The following is a 22803-nucleotide window of genomic DNA, read 5'->3' as shown; positions in this document are numbered from 1 at the left end:
CCGATGCGCCTGACTGCTGGATCGCCCGCACGCCTTGGCGCAAGCTGGGACGGACGCGGCACCAATTTCGCGTTGTTCTCCGCCAATGCGCAGAAGGTCGAGCTGTGCCTGTTCGACACGCAAGGAAGGCGCGAACTCGAGCGTGTCGAGCTGCCCGAGCGGACCGAGGACGTCTGGCACGGCTATCTCAACGACATCTCGCCGGGCCAGCTCTACGGCTATCGCGTGCACGGCCCCTACGAGCCCGAGCACGGCCACCGCTTCAACGCCAACAAGCTGCTGCTCGACCCCTACGCCAAACGGCTCGCCGGGCGGCTGGTCTGGAGCGATGCCCATTTCGCCTATCGCACCGGTTCGCCGCGCGAGGACCTCTCCTTCGACCGGCGCGACAACGCGCGCGGCATGCCCAAGGCGGTCGTCGTCGACGAGACCTTCAACTGGGGCCGTCGCGAGATCCGGCCCAACATCCCCTGGGAAGACACCATCATCTACGAGGCCCACGTCAAGGGCCTGACGCAGAAGCGCGACGACGTGCCGCCGAATTTGCGCGGCACCTATGGCGGCCTGTCGTCGCCGGCGATGATCGAGCATTTGAAAACGCTCGGCGTCACCACCGTCGAGCTGCTTCCGATCCACAGCTTCATCGACGACCGCATTCTGGTCGAGAAGAAGCTCGTCAACTACTGGGGCTACAACACGCTGTCCTTCTTTGCGCCCGAACCGCGCTACGCCCAGGACAATGCGCTCGATTCCTTCCGCACCACGGTCGCGCGCCTGCACGATGCCGGCATCGAGGTGATGCTCGACGTCGTCTATAACCACACGGCCGAAGGCAATCATCTCGGTCCGACCCTGTGCTACCGCGGCATCGACAATGCCTCCTATTACTGGCTGAACCGCGAGAACCCGCGCTATTACGACGACTTCACCGGCTGCGGCTCGTCGGTGAACCTCACCCATCCGCGCGTGCTCCAGATGGTGATGGATTCGCTGCGCTACTGGGTCGAGGTCTGCCATGTCGACGGCTTCCGCTTCGACCTCGCGACCACGCTCGCGCGCGGACCGAACGGCTATGATCGCGGCAGCTCGTTCCTGACGGCGATCCGGCAGGACCCGGTGCTGGCAGCGGTGAAGCTCGTCGCCGAACCCTGGGATCTCGGGCTCGGCGGCTACCAGGTCGGCGCATTCCCTTCCCAATGGTCGGAGTGGAACGATCGGTATCGCAGCGCCATGCGCCGCTACTGGAGCGGCGAAGGCAGCCTGATCGGCGACATCTCGAGCCGCATGACGGCCTCATCCGACCTGTTCAACCATGACGGACGGCGGCCGCGCGCCAGCATCAACCACATCACGGTGCATGACGGCTTCACGCTCGCCGACCTCTTCAGCTACAACGAGAAGCACAACGAGGCCAATGGCGAGGACAATCGCGACGGCTCCAGCGACAACCACAGCAACAATTGCGGTGTCGAGGGTCCGACCGACGATCCCGGGATTCTCGGGCTGCGGCGGCAGCTTCGCAAGAACGTGCTGGCCTGCCTGATGCTGGCGCAGGGCGTTCCGCTGATCCTGGCAGGCGACGAGGTCGGCAATTCGCAGTCCGGCAACAACAACGCCTATTGCCAGGACAACGAGGTCGGCTGGGTCGGCTGGGACAATCTCGGCAAGGATGGCGACGACATGGTCGATTTCGTCGCCGGGCTCGCAGAGATCCGCCGCCGCTTCTCGCAGCTTCGCAGCCATCGCTGGCTCGACGGCCGGCCCAAGGACGGCGTCTCCTACGGCGCGCTGTGGCTGACGCCCGCCGGCGACGAGATGACGGAGAACGACTGGAAATTCCCGGAAGGGCGGTTCCTCTCGTATGTGATGGGACCGATGGAACCGGGGAGCGCCGCGATCTTTATCGTACTGAACGCCGCCCCCGAAGAGATCGCATTCAAATTGCCCAAAATGGCCGAGTACAAAAGCTGGCAGCAGATCCTGAACACCACCGATGCCAGACCGAACAGTGTTGATCTGCAGCCCGGAAGCGACAGCAAGGCGCCGCCGCGCTCCGTGCTCGCCTTCGCGGGGGCGCTATGAGACCATCCTTCGGGGCGAGGCCGACCAAGGACGGCGTGTCGTTCCGGCTGTGGGCGCCCGGTGCTCGCCGAGTCGATCTCCTGCTCGACAGAAGGCACGCGATGCAACGCCGGCAGGATGGCTGGTATGTCGCCGAGATTGCCGGCCTGCCCGTCGGCAGTCCCTACCAGTTCAGGATCGACGACGAGATCGACGTGCCCGATCCCGCATCGGCCTTCCAGCCGGACGACGTTTTTGGCCCGAGCGAAGTCGTCGATCATGATGCCTTCGCGTGGCGCGCGCGCGATTGGCGCGGACGTCCCTGGGAAGAGACGGTGCTGATCGAGACCCATGTCGGCACCTTCACGCCTGAGGGCACCTACCGCGCCATGATCGACAAGCTCGATCATCTCGTTGCGACCGGGATCACTGCGCTGGAATTGATGCCGCTGGCCGATTTCGCCGGCAGCCGCGGCTGGGGCTATGACGGTGTGCTCTGGTACGCGCCCGACAGCGCCTATGGCCGGCCCGACGACCTGAAGACACTGATCGACGAGGCGCATCTGCGCGGGCTGACGGTGTTCCTCGACGTCGTCTACAATCATTTCGGCCCCGAGGGGAACTATCTCGGCCGCTATGCGCCGGCCTTCTTCACCGATGCGCATACGCCATGGGGCAGCGCGATCGATTATCGCGTGCCGCAGGTCCGGGCCTTCGCAGTCGAGAACGCGCTGTCCTGGCTCACCGACTACCGCTTCGACGGCCTGAGACTGGATGCCGCCAACCACATCATGGCGATCCCGGGCGAGCAGTCGATGTTGCAGGACCTCAGCGTCGCCGCCGGCGAGCTTGCCAGGGCCACCGGGCGGCACATCCATCTCGTGCTGGAGAACGGCGACAACCGCGCGAGCCTGCTCGATGCCGCGCAGGATCCGCCCAACGGCAAATATCGCGGGCAGTGGAACGACGACTATCACCACCTCTGGCACGTGATGCTGACCGGCGAGCTCGCGGGCTATTACGCCGACTACCAGACGCCGCGCATGGATCTCGCGCGCGCGCTCGCCTCGGGCTTCGTCTACCAGGGCGAGATCTCGGAGTTCTGGGGCAAGAAGCCGCGCGGCGAGGCGAGCGGCGAGCTGCCGCCGGCGACCTTCGTCAACTTCCTGCAAAACCACGACCAGATCGGCAATCGCCCATTGGGTGACCGGCTCGAGAGCCTGGCATCACCGCGGCAGATCGAAGCCGCGCTCGCGGTCACCCTGCTCGCACCGATGGTGCCGATGCTGTTTCAGGGCGAGGAATGGGGCTCCACGGTGCCCTTCCCGTTCTTCTGCGATTTCCAGGGTGGCCTTGCCGATGCCGTGCGCAAGGGGCGCAAGCAGGAATATGCCTGGGCCTACGAGAAATACGGCGACGAGGTCCCCGACCCACTCGATCCCAAAACGCTGCAATCGGCCCTGCTGGATTGGACCGGCCACACGCCGGAGCAGGATGCGCGGCTCGCGCTGGTGCGGGAGCTGCTCGCGCTGCGTCACAAGGAGATCGCACCGCGGCTGAAGGGTGCGAGGTTCGGCGATGCCGAGACGGCCGATAGCGGCCTGCTCACCGCGCATTGGCGCATGGGCGACGGCGCGAGGCTGCGCCTGACCGCCAATCTCTCGGACAAGGACATCGCACGTCCCAGCGACGCGACAGGCACGCCGATCTGGGGCTCTGTCAGCGGCGATCGGCTCCCACCCTGGTCGGTGATCTGGCATCTCGGAGGTTAGCATGCCTCCTGCCATTCCTCTTGCGACCTATCGGCTTCAGCTCACCGCGGATTTCGACTTCGACAAGGCCGCCGCGGTCGTGCCTTACCTCAAGGCACTCGGGATCACGCATCTCTACGCCTCGCCGGTGATGAAGGCGCGCAAGGGCTCGACCCACGGCTACGACACCGTCGACCACAGCCAGTTCAATCCCGAGCTCGGCGGCGAGGCCGGCTTTGCCCGGCTGAGTGATGCCCTCAAGGAGCACGACCTCGGCCTCATCATCGACTTCGTGCCGAACCATGTCGGCGTGCACTTTGCCGACAATCCCTGGTGGCTCGACGTGCTGGAATGGGGCCAGGCCTCGCCGCATGCGGTTTCCTTCGACATCGACTGGGATCAACTGGCCTATCGCGCCCGGGGCGGCGTGCTGCTGCCGATCCTCGGCTCGCCCTATGGCGAGGCGCTGGAGCGCGGCGACATCGAGCTGCGCTACGATGCCGATGAAGGCAGTTTTTCCGCCTGGTATTTCGAGCATCGCCTGCCGATCGCGCCGGAACGCTACGGCGAAATGCTGCGCGTGATCGTGAAGGAGGCCGACGCCGCCGAGACCGAGGCCGGCAAGAGCCTGTTCGCGCTCGCGGCCCGCTACACCGGGTTGCGTCGCCCCAACCGCAGGGAGGCGCCCGGCTTCAAGGCGGAGCTCAGGGAGATCGCAGGCAGCGCCGACATCATCGTACGCGGCCTCGCCGCCTATCGTTCCGCCAAGGATCGTCCAGCGCAGACGCTGGCGCTGCATCATCTGCTGGAGCGCCAGCACTACAAGCTCGGGCACTGGCGGCTCGCCTCCAGCGACATCAACTATCGTCGCTTCTTCGACGTCAACGGGCTTGCGGGCCTGCGGGTCGAGGACGCGAGCACGTTCGCCGCCACGCACCGGCTGGTGAAGCAGCTCATTGCCGACGGCAAGCTGCAAGGTATCCGCCTCGATCACATCGACGGCCTGCGCGATCCCGCGCAATATTGCCAGCGGCTGCGCCGGCTGGTGCGCGACGCGCAAGGCAACACCAAACCGTTCTATACCGTGATCGAAAAGATCCTGTGCGAGCACGAGCGCCTGCCGCGTTTTGCCGGCGTTCAGGGCACCACGGGCTATGAGTGGATGAACGTCATCACCCAGGTTCTGGTCGACGCGAAAGGGCTGGAGGCGCTGAACGAGACCTGGCGGCAGATCAGCAACCGCCCGCCGCGGCTGGCTCCTTACGTCAAGGATGCCAAGCGGCGCGTGCTGGAGACGCTGCTGACCAGCGAATTCACCGTGCTGACCCGACTGCTCGCGCGCATCGCCAACGGCCACTACTCGACCCGCGACTTCTCCGCCGACAGTCTGCGGCAGGCGCTCGAATTATACGTGCTGCATTTCCCGGTCTATCGCACCTATTTGACGCATAGCGGCCCGACCGCGCTCGACCGCAAGCTGATCGACGACACCATCGAACGGGCCCGCGCGGAATGGTTCGCCGCGGATGAAGGCATCTTCGACTTCCTGCACGATGCCCTGACCATGGACCTGCTCAAACCCGGCCGTCCCCCGCACAGCGCCCCGCGGGTGCGCCGCTTCGCGCTGAAGGTGCAGCAGTTCACGGGACCGATGATGGCGAAGTCGCTGGAGGACACCGCGTTCTATCAATTCCACCGGCTGCTCGCCCTGAACGAGGTCGGCGGCGACCCCGCGAGCAACGGCCTCACGATACCTACCTTCCACGAGGCTATGCGCGCGCGTGCCAACGAATGGCCGCAAGGGATGACGGCGACCGCGACCCACGACACCAAGCGCGGCGAGGACGCGCGCGCGCGCATCGCGGCGCTCAGCGAGATTCCCGGCGAATGGACCAGCACGGTGGCACGCTGGAAGGTGCTGAACGCGCCGCACCTCGCGCTCGACGGCAATCTGCGCGCCCCGTCGGCGACGTTCGAATACATGCTCTACCAGACCCTGCTCGGCGCCTGGTCGCTCGGGGAGACAGCCGATGCCGGCTTCGTCGAGCGCATCCAGGCCTATGCGCTCAAGGCCGCGCGCGAGGGCAAGGAGGAGACCAGCTGGCTCAACCCGCACGAGGCCTATGAGAACGGCGTCGGGAGCTTCATCGGGAAGATCCTCGATCCAGCGCAATCCAGCGAGTTCCTGGAGGCGCTGCAGACCCTGGCACGCCGCGTCGCGCTGCTCGGCGCCCTGAACTCGCTGAGCCAGCTCACACTCAAGGCGACGCTGCCCGGCGTGCCGGACTTCTACCAAGGCACCGAATACTGGGACCTGTCGCTGGTTGATCCCGACAACCGCCGCCCGGTGGACTTTGCCGCGCGGCAGACGGCGCTGACGTCACTGGAAGCGCCGGACTGGCGCGGGCTGATCAAGACCTGGCCGAACGGCCAGCTCAAGCTGGCCTGGACGCGGCACCTGCTCAAATTGCGCAACGAACTCGCCGATGTGTTCGCGCAGGGCGAGTATCAGCCGCTGCAGGTCCAGGGCGCGCACGCAGACCACGTCATTGCCTTTGTCCGCCGACACGGCCGCACGGCTGCGATCGTCGTGGTCGGGCGCCAGTTTGCGCCGTTCACGCAAGAGGGCCGACAATGGCCCGCGTTCGAGGGCGTTGACGCGACGATCGACATCACAGGCTACACCGGGCCGGACTTTGCCGGCAATCAATTGCCGCTCGCGCAAGCCTTCCGGGATATTCCCGCTGCGGTCATCGAAGCACGCGCCGCAAGCACGGCGAGACCCAGGCAACAGCGCGCTCGTAGCTGACGGCTACTTGCCCCTGTCCTTGGTCAGCAGCAGCTGCCCGCGCTTGCGGATGGTCGCCTGCGCCATCTCGGCGAAGCGCTGCAACAGCCACGGCAGCACCACCTCCACCTTGACGTGGTCGTCGGCGACATCGACCTGACCGCTCGCGATCTGCCCGAGCGCGCGGATGCGAAAATTCATGCTGTCGCCGTTCCAGCGCTCCTCCTCGACCTGCATCACGGGAATGCTGGCTGCGGCGCGGCCGAGCCCGGTCTTGAGCCGGCGCACGGCTTCCTCGCGGCCGAGACGATGCGGAATGGAGACGACAAGCGGTGCTGACATGGCGCTGCCCTGTGGTGACTGATCCTCACATAGTCATGCCGCCTGGACTGGCAAAGGTTCCATGCAAGTTCGCCCCGTTCGCCGTGTTTCATCGTCGGAACTATAGAACCTGCGGCAAGTTGCCCTCGCACCACGGGACAGGTGCAAACGACCCTTTCAACAAAGGGCTGGAGGAGACTAGCATGTCTATCGGTACGATCATTCTGATCATCTTGGTCATCGCGCTGCTCGGCGGCTTCAGCGGTATCGGCGGCGGCCCGTTCTACGGCACCGGCTATTACGGCGGCGGCGGCCTCGGACTCGTCATCGTCATCCTGCTGATCCTGCTGTTGCTCGGACGGATCTAGCGCAAGGAGCTGTAGCGGCCTCGTAGGGTGGGCAAAGGCGCAACGCGCCGTGCCCACCTCTTCGCCGCAATAAGAAAGCTGGTGGGCACGCTTCGCTTTGCCCACCCTACTTCTTCTTCCCCGCGAGCTTCTTCGCCGCCGCCTTGATCGATGTGGCCGCGTCGTCATAGCCATCCCAGGCCTTCGAGCGCGCCAGCAGACCCGGCACCGTCCGCACCGTGTACCGCTTCGGATCGAGATCGCCCTTCACCTGCGCCCACGTCACAGGCATCGACACGGTCGCGCCATCGCGCGCACGGGGTGACAGCGGAGCTACCGCCGTCGACAGGCGATCGTTGCGCAAATAATCCAGGAAGATCTTTCCGTTGCGCAGCTTCTTGGACATGTTGAGCAGATAGCGCTCGGGATCGTCGTCGGCCATCCACTGGCAAACGCCTTGCGCGAACGCCTTGGCCTCCTTCCAGCTCACCTTGTCGCGCGCGCCATGGAGCAGCGGCACCACCACGTGCAGGCCCTTGCCGCCGGTGGTCTTGCAAAAGCTCTCCATGCCGACGTCGGTGAGGCGCTGCCGCATCTCCTTGGCGGCGTCCACGACATCGGCAAATTTGACATCCGGCGCGGGATCGAGATCGAACACCAGCCGGCCCGGCGTATCGTAGGCGTCCGGGGCGCAATTCCAGGGATGCAGCTCGACGCCGCCGATCTGCGCGACCGCGGCGAGCCCCTCGACGCGATCGATCTGCAGGTACGGCTTGCGATCGCCCGAGACCTTCGCGAGCTCCAGCAGGTTCGACGTGCCCTGCATGGCATGGCGCTGGAAGAATTTTTCGCCGCCGATGCCGTCAGGCGCACGCACGATCGAACAGGGCCGGCCCTTGATGTGCTCGATCATCCAGGCGCCGACGGCCTCGAAATAGCGCGCGAGATCGAGCTTTGTGACGCCCGCGCCGTCGCCGCCATCCGGCCACAGCTCCTTGTCCGGCTTCGAGATGACGACACCCATCACCTCGGCCGTACCGGCATCCTTCCGCTTGCCTGCCTTCGGCACAGCAGGCTTCCTGGTCGAGGGTTTTGCGAGTTCGGTATCGACGGGTGTTTCCGCCTCGACCTCCTCGGCCGGCTTGTCCTGCCGCAGGCCCTTGAAGGCGGCCTGGCGGATATTGCCGTCGGCGGTGAACCCGGCGAACTCGATCTCGGCGACGAGCTCCGGCTTCAGCCAGTGCACGTCGCGCGTCTTTTTCGGCGCGTTCTTGCCGCCGAAGGGGCTTTGCCTGGCCTCCATGGCTTTCAAGGACGGCATGATGCGCTTGACCGTGTCCGCGCCGAAGCCGGTGCCGACCATGCCGACGAAGGCAAGATGATCGCCGCGGTGCACGCCGGCCATCAGCGAGCGGAATTTGCCGTTGGTGGTCTTCCAGCCGCCGATCACGACCTCATGGCCGGCGCGGCATTTGGCCTTGGTCCAGCTTTCCGTTCGCCCCGACCGGTAAGGCGCATCGAGCTTCTTCGACACCACACCTTCGAGCTCGAGCTTGCAGGCCGATTGCAGCACGGCATCGCCGCTGCTCTCGAAATGCTCGACATAGCGGATTTGGCCCGATTTCTTCTTGCCTGCGTCCAGGACTTGCCTGAGGCGATACTTGCGCTCGCCCAGTGGCAGGCGCCGGCAATCGAGCCCTTCGGCGAACAGGAGATCGAAGGCAAAGAAGATCAGGTCCTCGGTCTTGCCGCCCGACAGCGCGGCCTGGAGCGAGGAGAAATTCGGCGCGCCGTTGTGATCGAGCGCGACGATCTCGCCGTCAATCATGACGTCGGGAAGCTCTCCCGCCTCCTTCGCGATGGCTGCGAACTTGTCGGTCCAGTCGAGGCCCTTGCGCGTCTTCAGCGTCGCCTCGCCGTCCTCGACGCGGAGCTGGACGCGATAGCCGTCGAACTTGATCTCGTGGCACCAGCCGTCGGCCGCCGGCGGCCGCTCGACCGGGGTGCAGAGCTGCGGCGCGACGAAGTCCGGCATTTCCGAGACTTTTTTCGCGTTTGTCGCGGTCGTCGCTTTCGTCTTTGCGCCCGTCCCGCGCTTCAACGCCGCACCGGGCGCCGGCCTGACGGTGCGCCCTTTCGGCTCCTCGGCACGATTGGACTGCCAGACCGCATCGGCCTTGGCCTTGGCGCCCTTCGCCAGCATGAACGGTTTTGGTGCGCGACCCTTGCCATCGGCGATCTCTGCCATCGCGCGGCCGGAGGCCACCGACTTGTCCTCGCCGAGAATGTCGTCGCTCTCGCTGGCATATTCGTCGCGATGCTTGATCAGGAGCCAGTTGGTGCGCTTGCCGCCGGTGCGGTCATGCCTCATCCGCACCAGCACCCAGCTGCCATGCAACTTGTCGCCGTGGAGCGTGAACTTGAGGTCGCCCTTCTGGAAGCCGCGCTCGGGATCCTCGGACTCCCAGGTGCCGCGGTCCCAGAGCATGACCGTGCCGCCGCCATACTGCCCTTCCGGAATCGTGCCTTCGAAATCGCCATAGTCGAGCGGATGGTCCTCGACCTCGACCGCCAGCCGCTTGTCATGCGGATCGAGCGAGGGTCCCTTGGTGACCGCCCACGACTTGAACACGCCGTCGAACTCGAGCCGCAGATCATAGTGCAGTCGCGTCGCATCGTGCTTCTGGATCACGAAGCGCCGCTGCGCCGATGGCGCCACCGCGGTCTTGCCCGACGGCTCCGGTGTCTTCTCGAAATCGCGTTTCTGTCGGTAAGTGGAGAGTTTTCGCAGCACGACCGGTCCCGCATTCTCTTTCGGCGTTGAAGCCTATCACGGCGGAAGTCCCACCCGGAACCAAAACCCGATGGGGCTGTTGGGGTTCCAAAATGCCTTGAAACGCTGGAGAACGGAATGGCCCCGCGCGCCTATTGGAAGGGAACGTTAAAGCTCTCGCTGGTCAGTTGCCCGGTCGCGCTTTATCCGGCGACCACCGCGGCCGAGAAGACGCGGTTTCACATGATCAACCGCGAGACCGGAAACCGGCTCAAGCAGCAGATGGTGGACTCCGAGACCGGTGACGTGGTCGAGAGCGGCCGGAAGGGACGCGGCTACGAGCTGCGCAAGGGCAAATATGTCGAGATCGAGCCGGAGGAGCTCGAGGCGGTCCAGATCGAAAGCAACCACACCATCGACATCGAGAGTTTCGTGCCGAGCGACGAGATCGACCAGCGCTATCTCAATCATCCCTATTATATCGCGCACGACGGCAAGGCTGCGGTCGATGCCTTCGCCGTGATCCGCGACGCCATGAAGGACCAGGACCGCGTGGCGCTCGCCAAGATCGTGCTCACCAACCGCGAGCACATCATCGCGATCGAACCGCTCGGCAAGGGCCTGCTCGGCACCACGTTGCGCTTCCCCTATGAGCTCCGCGACGAGGACCAGTTCTTCGACGGCATCAAGAGCCCCAAGATCACCAAGGACATGGTCGAGCTCGCCGGCCACATCCTGCGTACCAAGGCCGCACATTTCGACCCGAGCAAGTTCAAGGATGAGTACGAGACCGCGCTGAAGGCACTGGTGAAGCGCAAGGCCAGCGGCAAGACAATCGAGCTGCCGGAGCGCGACGAGCGCCCGAGCAACGTCGTCAGCCTGATGGATGCGCTGAAGCAGAGCCTGAAGGGACGCGGCGGGAAGAAGACGGCGGCGAAGTCCCATGCGCGTCGCGCCACCGGGCGCCAGCGAGCGGCGAAGAAGACGCCGCGCTCGACGGCGCGGCAGAGGAAGGCGGGGTGATTTCGCCGCGCGACCCACGCTCTGCCCTCATGGTGAGGAGGCGCGAAGCGCCGTCTCGAACCATGCAGGCCTCGCTGCTGCAGTCGGGCCTTCATCCTTCGAGACGCGCGTTCCGCGCTCCTCAGGATGAGGATCGAAAGCTAATCCCCCGCCTTCAGCCGGTACCCGATCCCCGTCTCCGTCAGCACATATTGCGGACGCTCCGGATCGGCTTCGATCTTCTGGCGGAGCTGGCGGACATAGACGCGCAGATATTGTGCGTCGGTGAGCTCGTCCCAGAGCTCCTTGAGCAGGAAACGATGGGTCAGCACCTTGCCGGCGTGCTGCACCAGCACGCGCAAGAGATCGTACTCCTTCGGTGACAGCTTTATCTCGCGCTCGCCGACCTTGACGATGCGACGCACGAGATCAACCGAGAGATCGCCGGTGCGGAACACCGGACGCTCGCCCTTGACCTGGAGCTGGTGCCGCAGCGCCGCGCGCAGGCGCGCCAACAGCTCGTCCATGCCGAACGGCTTTGTCAGGTAATCGTCGGCGCCCAGATCGAGCGCCTGCACCTTGCCGACCTCATCGCCGCGGCTCGACAGCACCACGATCGGCACGCCCTCGTTGCGGCCGCGGATGGTGCGCAGCAATTCGTGGCCCTGGATGTCGGGCAGGCCGAGATCGAGAATGATCAGCGCGGGTTCTTCCGCGAGCTTCTCGAGCGCGGTCTTTCCGTTCGACGCTTCCAGGATCTCGTAGCCTTGCGTCGAGAGCCCCATCCGCAGCAATTTTCGGATTGGCGGCTCGTCGTCGATGACCAGAACCTTGATCGGGGCGGCACTCATGCGGCTGTATCCAATGCGTGGGTCCGTGCCGGAACGGGCAGCCGGATGGTGAGGATCGCGCCGCTGCGGTCGCCGCGGTTGGCGGCCGAGATCGTGCCCTGCATCGCCTCGACGAAGCCGCGGGAGATGGCGAGCCCCAGCCCGGTGCCGGGGCGGACATGGTCGCCCTTCTGCACGCGATAGAACTTGTCGAACACGCTCTCGAGCTCGTCAGGCGGAATGCCGCCACCCTGGTCGGCGATCTCTAGCACAACATGATTCCCCTCGCGCCGGCTGCGGATCGAGATCGTTGTATCGGGCAACGAATATTTCGCCGCATTGTCGAGCAGATTGAACAACACTTGCTCGAACAGCACGGCATCGAGCTGAAGCATCGGCAGATCGGCGGCCAGCACCAGTTCCACTTTGTGCGCCGTCAATATCTTGCTCGCACGCCGCAGCGCGCTGCCGACGATCTCGCCGAGATCGTGCAGTGCCGCGTTGGGCACGATGGCGCCGGATTCGAGCTTTGTCATGTCGAGCAGATTGGCGATGAAGCGGTTGAGGCGCTCGGACTCGTCGATCACGGTGGCGAGCAGATCGCGCTTCTCGGTGTCGGAGAGCGCACCGGCGAGATCGCGCATGGTCGAGGCGGCGCCAAGCACGGAGGCGAGCGGTGTCTTGAGATCGTGCGAGATCGAGGTCAGCAGCGCAGAGCGCAACCGCTCGGATTCGACGGTGCGCTTGACGCGATCCACGTCCTCGACCAGCAGCACGCGCTCGATTGCCAGTGCGCCCTGGTCGACGAGTGCATCGAGCAGCCGGCGCTGGTCGGGGGTCAGCAGCGGACCGGTGCGATCATTGTCGATACCGATGACGCCGATCGGACCACGCCCGGTGCGCATCGGCAGGAACAGCCGCTTGGCACCGGGAAGCGTGTCCGAGCCGCGGCCGGCGGGACGATCATTGCTCCAGGCCCAATTGGCGGCGGCGAGATCGGCCTGGTCGATCTGGTCCTCGGGCGGATAGCCGGACTTCACCGTGAGCAGCCCTTCCTCCGGCAGCAGCAGGACCACGCGAACCTTCAGCATCAACGCAGTTTGATAGGCAGTTGCCCAGAGCACATCGTCGAGCGTACCGGTGCCCGTGAGCTTGCGACTGAACGCATAGAGCTGCTCGGTCGTGCGGATGCGGCCGAGCGCGGTGTCCGCCTGCGTGCGCACCCGCCCGGCGACGTTCGACACCACGAACGCGATCAACATGAAAAAGAAGAACGCCGCAACATTGGTCGGGTCGGTAATCGTGAAAGTGTAGACCGGCGGCAGGAAAAAGAAGTTGTACGCCAGCGACGCCGCGACGCTCGCAAGGAGCGACGGCCACAACCCGTAGCGAACAGCCACGGCGACAACCGCGGTCAGGAACATCAGGTCGACGTTTTCGATGCCGAAATACGGCTTGATGGCCACCGCTGCGGCAAGGCCGAGCGCGGTGATCCCGAGCGCCTTCAAATAGGGACGTGCATCAAACGCCTCTGCCCGTGCCGCGGTCTGGACCGCCGTCTTCGGCGCCGGCTCGGCCGCGAGCTCATCGCCGGGAATGACGTGAACGCTGATATTGCCGGAACTGCGCACGAGATCATGCACGACGGAGCCGCGCGTCAGTTCGAACCAGCGCGATCGCGTCGATTTCCCGATCACGATCTGGGTGACGTTGTTGCCTTGCGCGAAGTTGATGACGTCGTCGGCGATGCGGCGGCCGACAGCGGGGATGGTCAGCGCTTCACCGCCCAGCGATTCGGCAAGCCGCAGCGTATCGGCGAGACGATCGCGTTCCTCGTCCGAAAGCTGGAGCGACCGCCGGGTCTCGATCGAGATCGCGGTGAATTGCGCATGCAGCCGGTCGGCCAGCCGCTTGGTGTAGCGCACGAGCCCCGCCGCGCGCGGATCCTCGCTGATGCAGACGAGGATGCGCTCGCCCGCGGCCCAGGGGCCGGCGATGGCATTCGCCTGCATGTGATTGAGAAGCTGCTCGTCGACCCGCTCGGCCGTACGCCGCAGCGCCAGCTCGCGCAGCGCGGTCAGATTGCCCGGCGAGAAATAGTGCTCCAGCGCCCGCTCGGCCTGCTTGGGCACATAGACCTTGCCCTCCCGCAGCCGCTGGATCAGATCGTCGGGCGTGAGGTCGATCAGCTCGATCGCATCGGCGCGATCGAATACCGAGTCCGGCACGGTCTCGCGCACCCGCACATGGGTGATCTGAGCGACGACGTCGTTCAGGCTCTCGATATGCTGGATGTTGACGGCGGTGTAGACGTCGATGCCGTGGGACAGCAGCTCCTCGACGTCGAGATAGCGCTTGGGATGGCGGGTGCCGGCCGCATTGGTATGAGCGAGCTCGTCAACCAGCGCGATCCGAGGGCGGCGCTCGATCACGGCATCGAGGTCCATCTCCTCGACGATCTGGCCGCGGTAATCGAACCTCTTGCGCGGCACCACCTCGAGCCCGCGCACCAGCGCCTCGGTCTCGGCGCGGCCATGGGTCTCGACAAAGCCGACCACCACGTCGATGCCCGCCTTGCGCCTGGCATGGGCGCTTTGCAGCATCTCGTAGGTCTTGCCGACGCCGGGGGCGGCGCCGACGAAGATCTTCAGCTTGCCGCTCGCGCTCTCCTCCCGGCGCGCGGCTTCAAGCAGCGCCTCAGGGGACGGACGTTGTTCGGGATCGCGGCGCTCTCGGACCATCAGGCCAATATAATCATCCGCCCGCCCCCAGCCTAGACCGCTACTTCGCGGTGGCGCGATCGAGCGCGAGGTTCAGTGCCAGAACGTTAACCCGCGGTTCGCCAATCAGGCCGAGCAAACGGCCCTGGGTGTTGGAGGCCACGAGCTGCTTGACCTGATCGTCCGGCAGATTCCGCGCCTTCGCCACCCGCGGCACCTGAAATTCAGCCGCTTCCGGCGAGATGTCCGGGTCGAGGCCGCTGGCCGAGGTGGTGACCAGGTCGACCGGCACGGCGGCGTTCGGATTTTCAGCCTTCAGCTTGTCCACATCCTCCTTGAGCCGGTCAGCCAGCGCCTTGCTGGTCGGGCCAAGGTTGGAGCCGCCCGAGTTGGCCGCGTTGTAGGGCGCCGACACCGTCTTGGTCGAATCATTCGGGTCCGGCGCCAAAGTCGCCGAGAGGCGGCCGTGGAAATATTTGTCCTCCTTGAACTCCTGCCCGATCAGGGCGGAGCCGATCACCTTGCCGTCCCGCTCGATCAGGCTGCCCTGCGCCTTCGAGGGGAAGATCGCACCGGCAATAGCGGTCATTGCGAGCGGATAGGCCAGGCCGGTGATGGCGGTGAGCACCAGCAGCAGGACGATGGCGGGGCGAATTTCTCTGAGCATGTTAGGTCTCCAAATCTTTCGTCATTGCGCGGGGCGCGGTGCGCCCCGCGACGACGATCAAGCCAGATGCAAGGCGGTGACGACGAGGTCGATCGCCTTGATGCCGATGAAGGGAATCACGATGCCGCCGAGGCCGTAGATCAGGAGGTTGCGCCTCAGCAATGCGCCGGCACCGACCGCGCGATAGGCCACGCCCTTCAGCGCCAGCGGGATCAGCGCGATGATGACCAGCGCGTTGAAGATGATCGCCGACAGGATGGCACTCTGCGGGCTCGACAGGTTCATGACGTTGAGCACGTTGAGCTGCGGGTAGAACGCCAGGAACATTGCCGGGATGATCGCAAAATACTTTGCGACGTCGTTGGCGATCGAGAACGTGGTCAGCGCACCGCGTGTCATCAGCAGCTGCTTGCCGATCTCGACCACCTCGATCAGCTTGGTCGGGTTGGAATCGAGGTCGACCATGTTGCCGGCCTCGCGGGCGGCCTGGGTGCCGGTGTTCATGGCGACGCCGACGTCGGCCTGGGCAAGCGCCGGCGCGTCGTTGGTGCCGTCGCCGCACATGGCGACCAGCTTGCCCTTGGCCTGCTCGTCGCGGATCAGCTTCAGCTTGTCCTCGGGCGTTGCCTGCGCGAGGAAGTCATCGACGCCGGCTTCGGCGGCAATCGCAGCGGCCGTCATCGGGTTGTCGCCGGTGATCATGATGGTGCGGATGCCCATGCGGCGCAGTTCTGCGAAGCGCTCGCGGATGCCGCCCTTGACGATGTCCTTGAGCTGGATGACGCCGAGCAGCTTGCCGTCCTTGGCGACCGCAAGCGGCGTTCCGCCCGCTTTCGAGATCTCGTCGGCAATGGTCTGGACTTCACGGCCGACGTCGGAAAGGACCGCAGGCTGGATGGCGCGCGCGGTGTTGCCCGAGGCAACGGCCAGCGGCGCACCGCCGCCGACATAGTTGAGCATGGCATCGACCGCACCCTTGCGCACCGACGAGCCGCCGGCATCGACACCGCTCATGCGGGTTTGTGCCGTGAACGGAATGAAGGTGGCGCCAAGCTCGGCCATGTCCCGGCTGCGAATGGAATACTTCTCCTTCGCCAGCACGACGATCGAGCGGCCTTCCGGCGTCTCGTCGGCGAGCGAGGCGAGCTGCGCCGCATCGGCGAGCTCCTGCTCGGTGACGCCGCGAACCGGGCGGAAGGCGGTCGCCTGGCGGTTGCCGAGCGTGATCGTACCGGTCTTGTCGAGCAGCAGCGTGTCGACGTCACCGGCAGCCTCGACCGCGCGGCCGGACATCGCCAGCACGTTGAAGCGGACCAGGCGGTCCATGCCGGCGATACCGATCGCCGACAGCAGCGCGCCGATCGTGGTCGGGATCAGCGTCACGAACAGTGCGACCAGCACGACCACCGAGATCGAGCCGCCGGCATAAGCCGCATAGCTCGGAATGGTGACGGTGGCGAACACGAAGATGATGGTGAGGCCGGCAAGCAGGATGTTGAGCGCGATCTCGTTCGGCGTCTTCTGCCGCTCGGCGCCCTCGACCAGCTTGATCATGCGGTCGATGAAGGTCGAGCCTTGCGCGGCCGTAATGCGGACGCGCATCCAGTCGGACTGCACCTGCGTGCCGCCGGTCACCGCCGACCGGTCGCCGCCGGACTCGCGGATCACCGGCGCGGACTCGCCGGTGATGGCGGCTTCGTTGACGGAGGCCACGCCCTCGATCACCTCGCCGTCGGAGGGGATGGTGTCCCCGGCCTCGACCAGCACGATGTCGCCGACCTTCAGGCTGGTGCCCGGCACCAGCGTGAAGGCCTGGCCCGCGCCGCTCAGCAGCTTGGCCTGGCTCTCGGTGCGGGTCTTGCGCAACGATTCGGCCTGTGCCTTGCCGCGGCCTTCGGCCACCGCTTCGGCGAAGTTGGCGAACAGCACCGTGAACCAGAGCCAGAGGATGATCTGGAAGGTGAAGCCGAGATTCTCGCCGCCGGCGACGAGGTCGCGCAGGAAGATCACCGTGGTGAGCGCGGCCACGATCTCGACCACGAACATCACGGGGTTCTTGATCATCAGCCGCGGGTCGAGCTTGGTGAAGGACGCGCTGATCGCGGGCAGAACGATCTTGGGATCGAGCATTGCCGACATCGGGGCACGTTTTTGCAGTTTCATCGTATCCATGGAGGTCACTCCAAACAATCAGAAGACGTTGCCGGCGTTCATCGCGAGTTGCTCGACGATCGGGCCGAGCGCGAGTGCCGGGAAGAAGGTCAGGCCGCCGATGATCAGGATCACGCCCACGACGAGGCCGACGAACAGCCCACCCGTGGTCGGGAACGTGCCCGCCGACGGCGGGATCGACTTCTTGGCGGCCAGCGAGCCCGCAATCGCCATCGCCGGAACGATCATGAAGAACCGGCCGACGAACATCGCGGATGCGAGCGTGAGGTTGTAGAACAACGTGTTGCCGGTGAGGCCCGCGAAGGCCGAGCCGTTGTTGCCGGTCGCCGAGGTGAAGGCGTAGAGCACCTCGGTGAAGCCATGCGGGCCGGCATTCGCCATGGAGGCGACCGCCGCCGGATAGACCACGCCGACCGCGGTCCAGCCGAGATACATCAGCGGCAGCACCAGGATCGCGAGCATCGCCATCTTGACCTCGCGCGCCTCGATCTTCTTGCCGACATATTCCGGTGTGCGGCCGACCATCAGGCCGGCGACGAAGATCGCGAGCACGACGAACAGCAGCATGCCATAGAGGCCGGCGCCGACGCCGCCGATGATGACTTCGCCGAGCTGCATGTTGATCAGCGGGATCATGCCGCCGAGCGCGGTGAAGCTGTCATGCATGGCGTTGACCGCGCCGCAGGAGGCGGCCGAGGTCACCACGGCGAACAGCGAGGACGCGACGATGCCGAAGCGGACTTCCTTGCCCTCCATGTTGCCGCCGGTGAGGCCGAGCGCATGCATCATCGAGGTGCCGTTGGCTTCCGCCCAGTAGGTGATGGAGACACCGGCGATGAACAGCACGCCCATCACCGCGAAGATCGCCCAGCCCTGGCGCTGGTTGCCGACCATGCGGCCGAACACATTGGTCATGGCCGCGCCGATCAGGAAGATCGAGAGCATCTGCACGAGATTCGACAGCGCGGTCGGGTTCTCGAAGGGATGGGCGGCGTTGGCGTTGAAGAAGCCGCCGCCATTGGTGCCGAGCATCTTGATCGCGACCTGCGAGGCCACCGGGCCGACCGCGATGGTCTGCTTGGCGCCTTCGAGCGTCGTGGCCTCGACGTAAGCACCGAGCGTCTGCGGGATGCCCTGCCAGACCAGGAACAGCGTGTAGACGACACAGATCGGCTGCAGCACGTAAAGTGTCGTGCGGGTGACGTCGACCCAGAAATTGCCGACCGTGCGCATCGAGGCGCGCGAGAATCCGCGGATCATGGCCACCGCGAGCGCGATGCCGGTCGCCGCCGACAGGAAATTCTGGTGCGTCAGGCCGAGCATCTGCACGAGATAGGATACCGTGCTCTCGCCGCCGTAATTCTGCCAGTTGGTGTTGGTGATGAAGGAAATCGCGGTGTTGAAGGAGAGATCCTGGGCGACCGCGCCCTGGCCGGCCGGGTTGAAGGGCAACACCGCCTGAAGCCGCATCACGCCGTAGATGATGAGGAAGCCGCCGACATGGAACAGCAGCATCGAGACCGTGTAGGTCAGCCAATGCTGCTCGCGCCTCTCTTCGACGCCGGAAAACCAGTAGATGCCGGCCTCGATCGGCCGCAGCACCGGCGACAGGAACGTCCGCTCGCCGTTGAACACAGCCGTCATGTACCCGCCGAGCGGTTTTGTCAGCGCGACGATAATCGCGCAAAAGAGAATGATCTGGAGCCAACCGATCATAGTCATGGCATCAACCCTTTAGGACGTTTGTCCTGCGCAGGAGCGGCAGGATCAGGGCAAGCAGGCACGCCACGAGCGCGGCGTCCGCGAGCAGCAATTCGAGAAGCAGCAGCACGGGTCAGAACCGCTCGGGCCGCAGCAGCGCGTAAGTGAGGTAGAACAGGAGACCGAGCGAGACGACGGCGGCGAGCGAATAATCGAAGGTCATGGTCCGCTCCCTCACAGCCGTTCGCAGGCGTAGGTGTAGCCGATCGCGAGCGCGAAGAAGCCAAAGCCCAGCGCCAGCATCAGAATGTCCATCATGGGAATGCTCCTCGTTGCGGCTTTATGTCGGACGCAACCGTTTCTCAGGCGTCCGGCGAGCGCGTGGAACGAAGGAAATGCAAAGCATTTCCACGGCACCAGCCGGGACTTTTGACCGTGTTGAAGTGCCACCACCGGCATAGGTTTTCGAGATGAGGCCTATGGCGAAGTTATATGAATTCCATAAGTGCCGACGCGTCGTGGCTGTTCGCCATGTGGCACCGACACTGTATTCCGGGCGGTCGTTCCGAGCAGGCAGCGCAGCGACACAAGCCACCGTTGCTTTCACTACCGTTGTTAAGGCAGGCCATGGCGAGGGTCTTTTCAAAAAGCCCTGCTTCTATAAGCCTCGACCTTCGGCGGCGACGGCGGCCGGGGATCTGTCGCTCTTATCCGGAAGATTCCGTGCACTTATGAAATCCTTATATCTCCCGTCCCGCCCCCATCTCGTTTTCAAATGCGCTTCCAGCCATCTTGGAGAGGCCGGCCGACTGACCGACGCCAATTCCAGGAGGCCTGACATGACCGCCGTTCTCCGACGCCTAGCCCCACCTTCCCTCAACCAGCAGCTTCGCGCGGCACCGGCAATGACGCGTCCGCTGATGCTCGGCATCATCGATCAGGCCTGCCGGCGCTTCCCGTCGCGCGGACGGAGCGAGCGCAGCGCGCGTATCATGCGCCTGGTCGATGCCGAGGCCTGGACCGACGCCGCGCTGGCGCTGATCGAGTTCGAGCTGCCGCTGTGGCAGGTCCGCCGCGTCGCCTATGACGAGGGCGAGTGGCATTGCGCGCTGTCGCGCGAGCGCGAATTGCCGGACTGGCTCGACGCCGCTGTCGAAGCCCGGCATGCCGATCTCGCGCTGGCATTGCTGTCGGCCTTCATCGAGGTACAGGCATTGGCCGTGGAGGCATCGCGGCCGAGCGTTCCCACCGTGCGCCCCGCCCCGGACCCGCTCTATCAGCCGGTCGCTTGCGAGAATTTCAGCTAGGCCAAGCGGAGGTTCGCGCCTTGCCGCAATCTTCGGACATGTCGCGGGGCCTCAGCCCGACGCGGTTGATCGCGCGCTTTGCCGTCCGCATCGCACTGCTCCTCGCCTTTGCAGCCTTCGGCAGCGTCGGCTTTGCACGCAGCCTCTCCGCCCTGCTCTGGATGTCGATCATCCTGTGCGCCCTCGCCGGCCTCGTCAGGCGCGAGCCGCTGTTCGGTGCTGTCCTCAATCATTGGGACGAGGGCGTTGCCTTCGGCGCCCTGTTCGCGCTGGTTCAGGTCGTCAACGAGCTGGCCTGAACATCGGGCTTTATGACCTTCCTATGAGATCGTCGCGCAGCCTCACTCGAAATCATATTCGCTTGAAAAGATATTGATCGGGTGGTCGCGGGACACGCACCCGCCGCCCGCGTCAATCGGAAGGAATACGAAAGTGAAACTCGTCGAACCTCCCTCGTGCAGCTCTCCCTCGACCATCGTCTTCATCGGCCGCAACCACAGGGGACAGTGGGTCGCCCAGCAGCAGAACGGCCTCTACGGTGGCCTGTTCGTCAACCGCGCCCAGGCCATCAAATATGCGCTGTTCGAAAACGGACAGCATCCCGAGACCATCATCGAGCTGCCACGCGAGATCGAGCTCGACATGGGCAGTAGGCCCGATGCCGCTGCACCCAAGCGCGCCGCCTGAGCTCCTCGGCAAAAAAACATGTTCATCCCGCCCTCCGCCTGGTTCACCGGGTTCATACCGGACCTGCCGACGCCGTTCGATTCGGCCGACGCGATCGACCTGAAGGCGTTCGCCGCGCTCTGCGAGCGTCAGATCGCAGCCGGCGTACCCGCACTGGTGGTGTGTGAGACCGCCGGCGAGGCACCGACGCTCTCGCCGGCCGAGCAGGCGCTGATCATTCGCACCGCGGTCGATGTCGCGCGTGGCCGCGTGCGGATCATTGCCGGCGCCGTCTCGAATTCAACGAGCCACGCCATCGAACTCGCGCGGCGCGCGGAAGCCGCCGGCGCCGATGCCGTGATGTCGGTGGTGCCCGCCTACAACAAGCCGATGCAGGAAGGAATGCTCGCGCACTTCCGCGCCATTTCCGGCGCGATCGGACTGCCAGTGATCCTGCACGACGCACCCTCCCGCACGCTGCGCCCGCTCGCCGACGAGACGCTTCTGCGTCTCGTCGAATCGCGCCAGTTCGTGGGCCTGCGCGATGCGAGCGGCGACATCACCCGTCCGATGCGCCTGTCCCGCCACTTGCCTGCCGGCTTCCGCTGTCTATCCGGCGACGACAGCACCGCCTTCGGCTTCATCGCGGACGGCGGCGATGGCGCGATCTCGGAGGTTGCCAACGTCGCGCCGGATCTCTGCCGCACGATTTTTTCACATGTCAGGCAGGGCCGGCTGCAATCCGCCCGGTACCTGCACAGGCGCCTGATCCCCTTGATCGCCTGCCTCGGGAAGGAGAGCCCGGCCGCACTTAAATGTGCACTCGGCGTGCTTGGCCTGATGTCGCCCGCCACAAGGCTTCCGATCGTTCCGCTGGACGCAGCCGCGGAGAGGGAAGTGGTACGCGCATTCGCTGCGATCGCCGACGAGGAGCTGATCGACCGCGTCGGCGCCTGAGGCGTCGCACGGCATCCGGGTATCCCCATGCGGCAATCAATCGAAAGGCCTCACAGGCTGCTCCGCGCCTGGCAGCTCGCGCTGCTGCGATTTGCCGTGACGCTCGATGAGTCCGACAGGCTTAATGTCGCCGCGCTTGCGGCCGAGCTCGATCATCTGGGCGGCGGCGCCAGGGACTCCCTCCACTTCTTTCGGCGGACCAGCTCGCAACTCTGTGCGGCCATCAGCGGGCAGCGGCAGAGTGTGGAAGCGACGCTGGAATGCTTCTGCAAGCAGATCGAGGAACCGCGGCTGCGGAACGCCTTTGCCGCAGCGATCGGGATGACGCATTCGGATCCTGCGCCGTCTCAGGCCCGGCCGAAGCGGAACCCCGGTCTCTTCAGAGGGCTGCCGGCGCGACGGTCGGCATCCTTATAGCATTCCTATACTGGTGCCTCGGCGCTCATCTCGCAATCCTACGCAACGATGGACATCATACGAGGCAGATTGCGGCGGCCTCGGCCACCGCCACGCTGACGAAGGAATGCAGACATGTCGATGCTGACACATGGCGTTGAGCGCTCCCTTGGCTGGGCCGAACGCCCCGCACGGATCTCGCCGGAGCGCAAGGCGCAGCTCAAGCGCATCGCGCTCAGCGCGCTGACCCTGCTCTCGATGGGCAGCGTGCTCGCAGCGCTGATCGCGCTGAAGACCGCGATCTATGTCTGGCACCTCCACGCCTGACGGCATGGGAGACCATC

At 65.2% G+C, this 22803-nt stretch carries 20 protein-coding genes; 10 read left to right on the top strand and 10 right to left on the bottom strand.

What is annotated here, in order from left to right:
* The first annotated feature begins 3 nt into the window (after positions 1-3).
* Genes glgX through treY form a run of 3 tightly spaced genes read left to right on the top strand, consistent with a single transcriptional unit; the run spans position 4 to position 6621 of the window.
* A complete protein-coding gene (gene glgX, locus HAP41_RS11040) occupies positions 4-2082 on the top strand; it encodes a glycogen debranching protein GlgX (protein WP_071910126.1) in 2079 nt (692 codons plus the stop codon).
* Entirely contained in the window at positions 2079-3833 is a 1755-nt protein-coding gene (treZ, locus tag HAP41_RS11035) for a malto-oligosyltrehalose trehalohydrolase (protein WP_166102476.1), read from the top strand. The genes glgX and treZ overlap by 4 nt, the downstream gene beginning before the upstream one ends.
* Position 3834: 1 nt before the next feature.
* On the top strand, positions 3835-6621 hold the full coding sequence (gene treY, locus HAP41_RS11030; protein ID WP_166102480.1) for a malto-oligosyltrehalose synthase: 2787 nt from the start codon (positions 3835-3837) through the stop codon (positions 6619-6621).
* A 3-nt stretch (positions 6622-6624) separates the two neighbouring features.
* On the opposite strand, the gene HAP41_RS11025 is transcribed toward treY, so the two are convergent.
* On the bottom strand, positions 6625-6942 hold the full coding sequence (locus HAP41_RS11025) for a polyhydroxyalkanoic acid system family protein (protein WP_166102482.1): 318 nt from the start codon (positions 6940-6942) through the stop codon (positions 6625-6627).
* A gap of 182 nt (positions 6943-7124) precedes the next feature.
* Here HAP41_RS11025 and HAP41_RS11020 point away from each other — a divergent pair, with 182 nt between their 5' ends.
* Positions 7125-7289, top strand: a complete 165-nt coding sequence (locus tag HAP41_RS11020; RefSeq protein WP_007595743.1) for a DUF3309 family protein — start codon at positions 7125-7127, stop codon at positions 7287-7289.
* A 106-nt stretch (positions 7290-7395) separates the two neighbouring features.
* On the opposite strand, the gene ligD is transcribed toward HAP41_RS11020, so the two are convergent.
* Positions 7396-10062 (bottom strand): DNA ligase D, encoded by a 2667-nt coding sequence (gene ligD, locus HAP41_RS11015; RefSeq protein WP_166102485.1) that lies wholly within the window; start codon positions 10060-10062, stop codon positions 7396-7398.
* 117 nt (positions 10063-10179) lie between these two features.
* Here ligD and ku point away from each other — a divergent pair, with 117 nt between their 5' ends.
* Positions 10180-11064, top strand: coding sequence for a non-homologous end joining protein Ku (ku, locus tag HAP41_RS11010; protein ID WP_166102488.1), 885 nt, complete (start codon positions 10180-10182; stop codon positions 11062-11064).
* Between the two features lie 140 nt (positions 11065-11204).
* Here the strand turns inward: ku and HAP41_RS11005 are convergent, their stop codons facing one another.
* The 7 genes from HAP41_RS11005 to HAP41_RS10975 all read right to left on the bottom strand — a co-directional run bounded on the left by HAP41_RS11005 (position 11205) and on the right by HAP41_RS10975 (position 19592).
* Positions 11205-11894 carry a response regulator gene (locus HAP41_RS11005; RefSeq protein ID WP_166102490.1) on the bottom strand — a complete coding sequence of 230 codons (690 nt, stop codon included), beginning with the start codon at positions 11892-11894 and terminating at the stop codon, positions 11205-11207.
* Positions 11891-14614, bottom strand: a complete 2724-nt coding sequence (locus HAP41_RS11000; RefSeq protein WP_166102493.1) for a sensor histidine kinase — start codon at positions 14612-14614, stop codon at positions 11891-11893. The genes HAP41_RS11005 and HAP41_RS11000 overlap by 4 nt, the downstream gene beginning before the upstream one ends.
* 40 nt (positions 14615-14654) lie before the next feature.
* Positions 14655-15260 carry a K(+)-transporting ATPase subunit C gene (locus HAP41_RS10995; protein WP_166102497.1) on the bottom strand — a complete coding sequence of 202 codons (606 nt, stop codon included), beginning with the start codon at positions 15258-15260 and terminating at the stop codon, positions 14655-14657.
* Positions 15261-15317: 57 nt separating this feature from the next.
* Positions 15318-17432, bottom strand: coding sequence for a potassium-transporting ATPase subunit KdpB (gene kdpB / locus HAP41_RS10990; RefSeq protein ID WP_166102500.1), 2115 nt, complete (start codon positions 17430-17432; stop codon positions 15318-15320).
* Between the two features lie 18 nt (positions 17433-17450).
* Positions 17451-19154 carry a potassium-transporting ATPase subunit KdpA gene (gene kdpA, locus HAP41_RS10985; protein ID WP_166102503.1) on the bottom strand — a complete coding sequence of 568 codons (1704 nt, stop codon included), beginning with the start codon at positions 19152-19154 and terminating at the stop codon, positions 17451-17453.
* A 112-nt stretch (positions 19155-19266) separates the two neighbouring features.
* Positions 19267-19356 carry a K(+)-transporting ATPase subunit F gene (locus HAP41_RS10980; RefSeq protein ID WP_041953522.1) on the bottom strand — a complete coding sequence of 30 codons (90 nt, stop codon included), beginning with the start codon at positions 19354-19356 and terminating at the stop codon, positions 19267-19269.
* Positions 19357-19367: 11 nt separating this feature from the next.
* Complete coding sequence (locus HAP41_RS10975) at positions 19368-19592, bottom strand: hypothetical protein (protein ID WP_085965673.1); 225 nt, start codon at positions 19590-19592, stop codon at positions 19368-19370.
* A 380-nt stretch (positions 19593-19972) separates the two neighbouring features.
* On the opposite strand from HAP41_RS10975, the gene HAP41_RS10970 reads away from it, so the two are divergent.
* From HAP41_RS10970 to dapA, 4 genes are all read left to right on the top strand, one after another.
* Positions 19973-20440: a hypothetical protein gene (locus tag HAP41_RS10970; protein WP_166102507.1), complete on the top strand. Its 468-nt coding sequence runs from the start codon at positions 19973-19975 to the stop codon at positions 20438-20440.
* A gap of 20 nt (positions 20441-20460) precedes the next feature.
* Positions 20461-20739, top strand: a complete 279-nt coding sequence (locus tag HAP41_RS10965) for a hypothetical protein (RefSeq protein WP_224580885.1) — start codon at positions 20461-20463, stop codon at positions 20737-20739.
* Between the two features lie 133 nt (positions 20740-20872).
* Entirely contained in the window at positions 20873-21127 is a 255-nt protein-coding gene (locus HAP41_RS10960; protein ID WP_063981387.1) for a hypothetical protein, read from the top strand.
* Positions 21128-21145: 18 nt separating this feature from the next.
* Positions 21146-22063, top strand: a complete 918-nt coding sequence (dapA, locus tag HAP41_RS10955; protein WP_166102514.1) for a 4-hydroxy-tetrahydrodipicolinate synthase — start codon at positions 21146-21148, stop codon at positions 22061-22063.
* 36 nt (positions 22064-22099) lie between these two features.
* Here dapA and HAP41_RS10950 read toward each other — a convergent pair whose 3' ends face one another.
* Complete coding sequence (locus tag HAP41_RS10950; RefSeq protein WP_166102518.1) at positions 22100-22393, bottom strand: hypothetical protein; 294 nt, start codon at positions 22391-22393, stop codon at positions 22100-22102.
* Between the two features lie 201 nt (positions 22394-22594).
* On the opposite strand from HAP41_RS10950, the gene HAP41_RS10945 reads away from it, so the two are divergent.
* Positions 22595-22786: a hypothetical protein gene (locus HAP41_RS10945; RefSeq protein WP_063981384.1), complete on the top strand. Its 192-nt coding sequence runs from the start codon at positions 22595-22597 to the stop codon at positions 22784-22786.
* The last annotated feature ends 17 nt before the right edge of the window (positions 22787-22803 follow it).

The sequence above is a fragment of the Bradyrhizobium barranii subsp. apii genome, from assembly GCF_011516635.5.
In the GTDB taxonomy this organism is placed as follows: domain Bacteria; phylum Pseudomonadota; class Alphaproteobacteria; order Rhizobiales; family Xanthobacteraceae; genus Bradyrhizobium; species Bradyrhizobium barranii.
Note: the sequence above shows the minus strand (reverse complement) of the source record. Positions and strands in the feature narration are given on the sequence as shown.

Bases quoted from the DNA above. Each gene is read 5' to 3' on its own strand.
- glgX (WP_071910126.1), top strand. From the start codon at position 4: ATGCGCCTGACTGCTGGATCGCCCGCACGCCTTGGCGCAAGCTGGGAC.
- treZ (WP_166102476.1), top strand. From the start codon at position 2,079: ATGAGACCATCCTTCGGGGCGAGGCCGACCAAGGACGGCGTGTCGTTC.
- treY (WP_166102480.1), top strand. From the start codon at position 3,835: ATGCCTCCTGCCATTCCTCTTGCGACCTATCGGCTTCAGCTCACCGCG.
- HAP41_RS11025 (WP_166102482.1), bottom strand. From the start codon at position 6,942: ATGTCAGCACCGCTTGTCGTCTCCATTCCGCATCGTCTCGGCCGCGAG.
- HAP41_RS11020 (WP_007595743.1), top strand. From the start codon at position 7,125: ATGTCTATCGGTACGATCATTCTGATCATCTTGGTCATCGCGCTGCTC.
- ku (WP_166102488.1), top strand. From the start codon at position 10,180: ATGGCCCCGCGCGCCTATTGGAAGGGAACGTTAAAGCTCTCGCTGGTC.
- HAP41_RS11005 (WP_166102490.1), bottom strand. From the start codon at position 11,894: ATGAGTGCCGCCCCGATCAAGGTTCTGGTCATCGACGACGAGCCGCCA.
- HAP41_RS11000 (WP_166102493.1), bottom strand. From the start codon at position 14,614: ATGGTCCGAGAGCGCCGCGATCCCGAACAACGTCCGTCCCCTGAGGCG.
- HAP41_RS10995 (WP_166102497.1), bottom strand. From the start codon at position 15,260: ATGCTCAGAGAAATTCGCCCCGCCATCGTCCTGCTGCTGGTGCTCACC.
- kdpB (WP_166102500.1), bottom strand. From the start codon at position 17,432: ATGGATACGATGAAACTGCAAAAACGTGCCCCGATGTCGGCAATGCTC.
- kdpA (WP_166102503.1), bottom strand. From the start codon at position 19,154: ATGACTATGATCGGTTGGCTCCAGATCATTCTCTTTTGCGCGATTATC.
- HAP41_RS10980 (WP_041953522.1), bottom strand. From the start codon at position 19,356: ATGACCTTCGATTATTCGCTCGCCGCCGTCGTCTCGCTCGGTCTCCTG.
- HAP41_RS10975 (WP_085965673.1), bottom strand. From the start codon at position 19,592: ATGCCGGTGGTGGCACTTCAACACGGTCAAAAGTCCCGGCTGGTGCCG.
- HAP41_RS10970 (WP_166102507.1), top strand. From the start codon at position 19,973: ATGACCGCCGTTCTCCGACGCCTAGCCCCACCTTCCCTCAACCAGCAG.
- dapA (WP_166102514.1), top strand. From the start codon at position 21,146: ATGTTCATCCCGCCCTCCGCCTGGTTCACCGGGTTCATACCGGACCTG.
- HAP41_RS10950 (WP_166102518.1), bottom strand. From the start codon at position 22,393: ATGCGTCATCCCGATCGCTGCGGCAAAGGCGTTCCGCAGCCGCGGTTC.
- HAP41_RS10945 (WP_063981384.1), top strand. From the start codon at position 22,595: ATGTCGATGCTGACACATGGCGTTGAGCGCTCCCTTGGCTGGGCCGAA.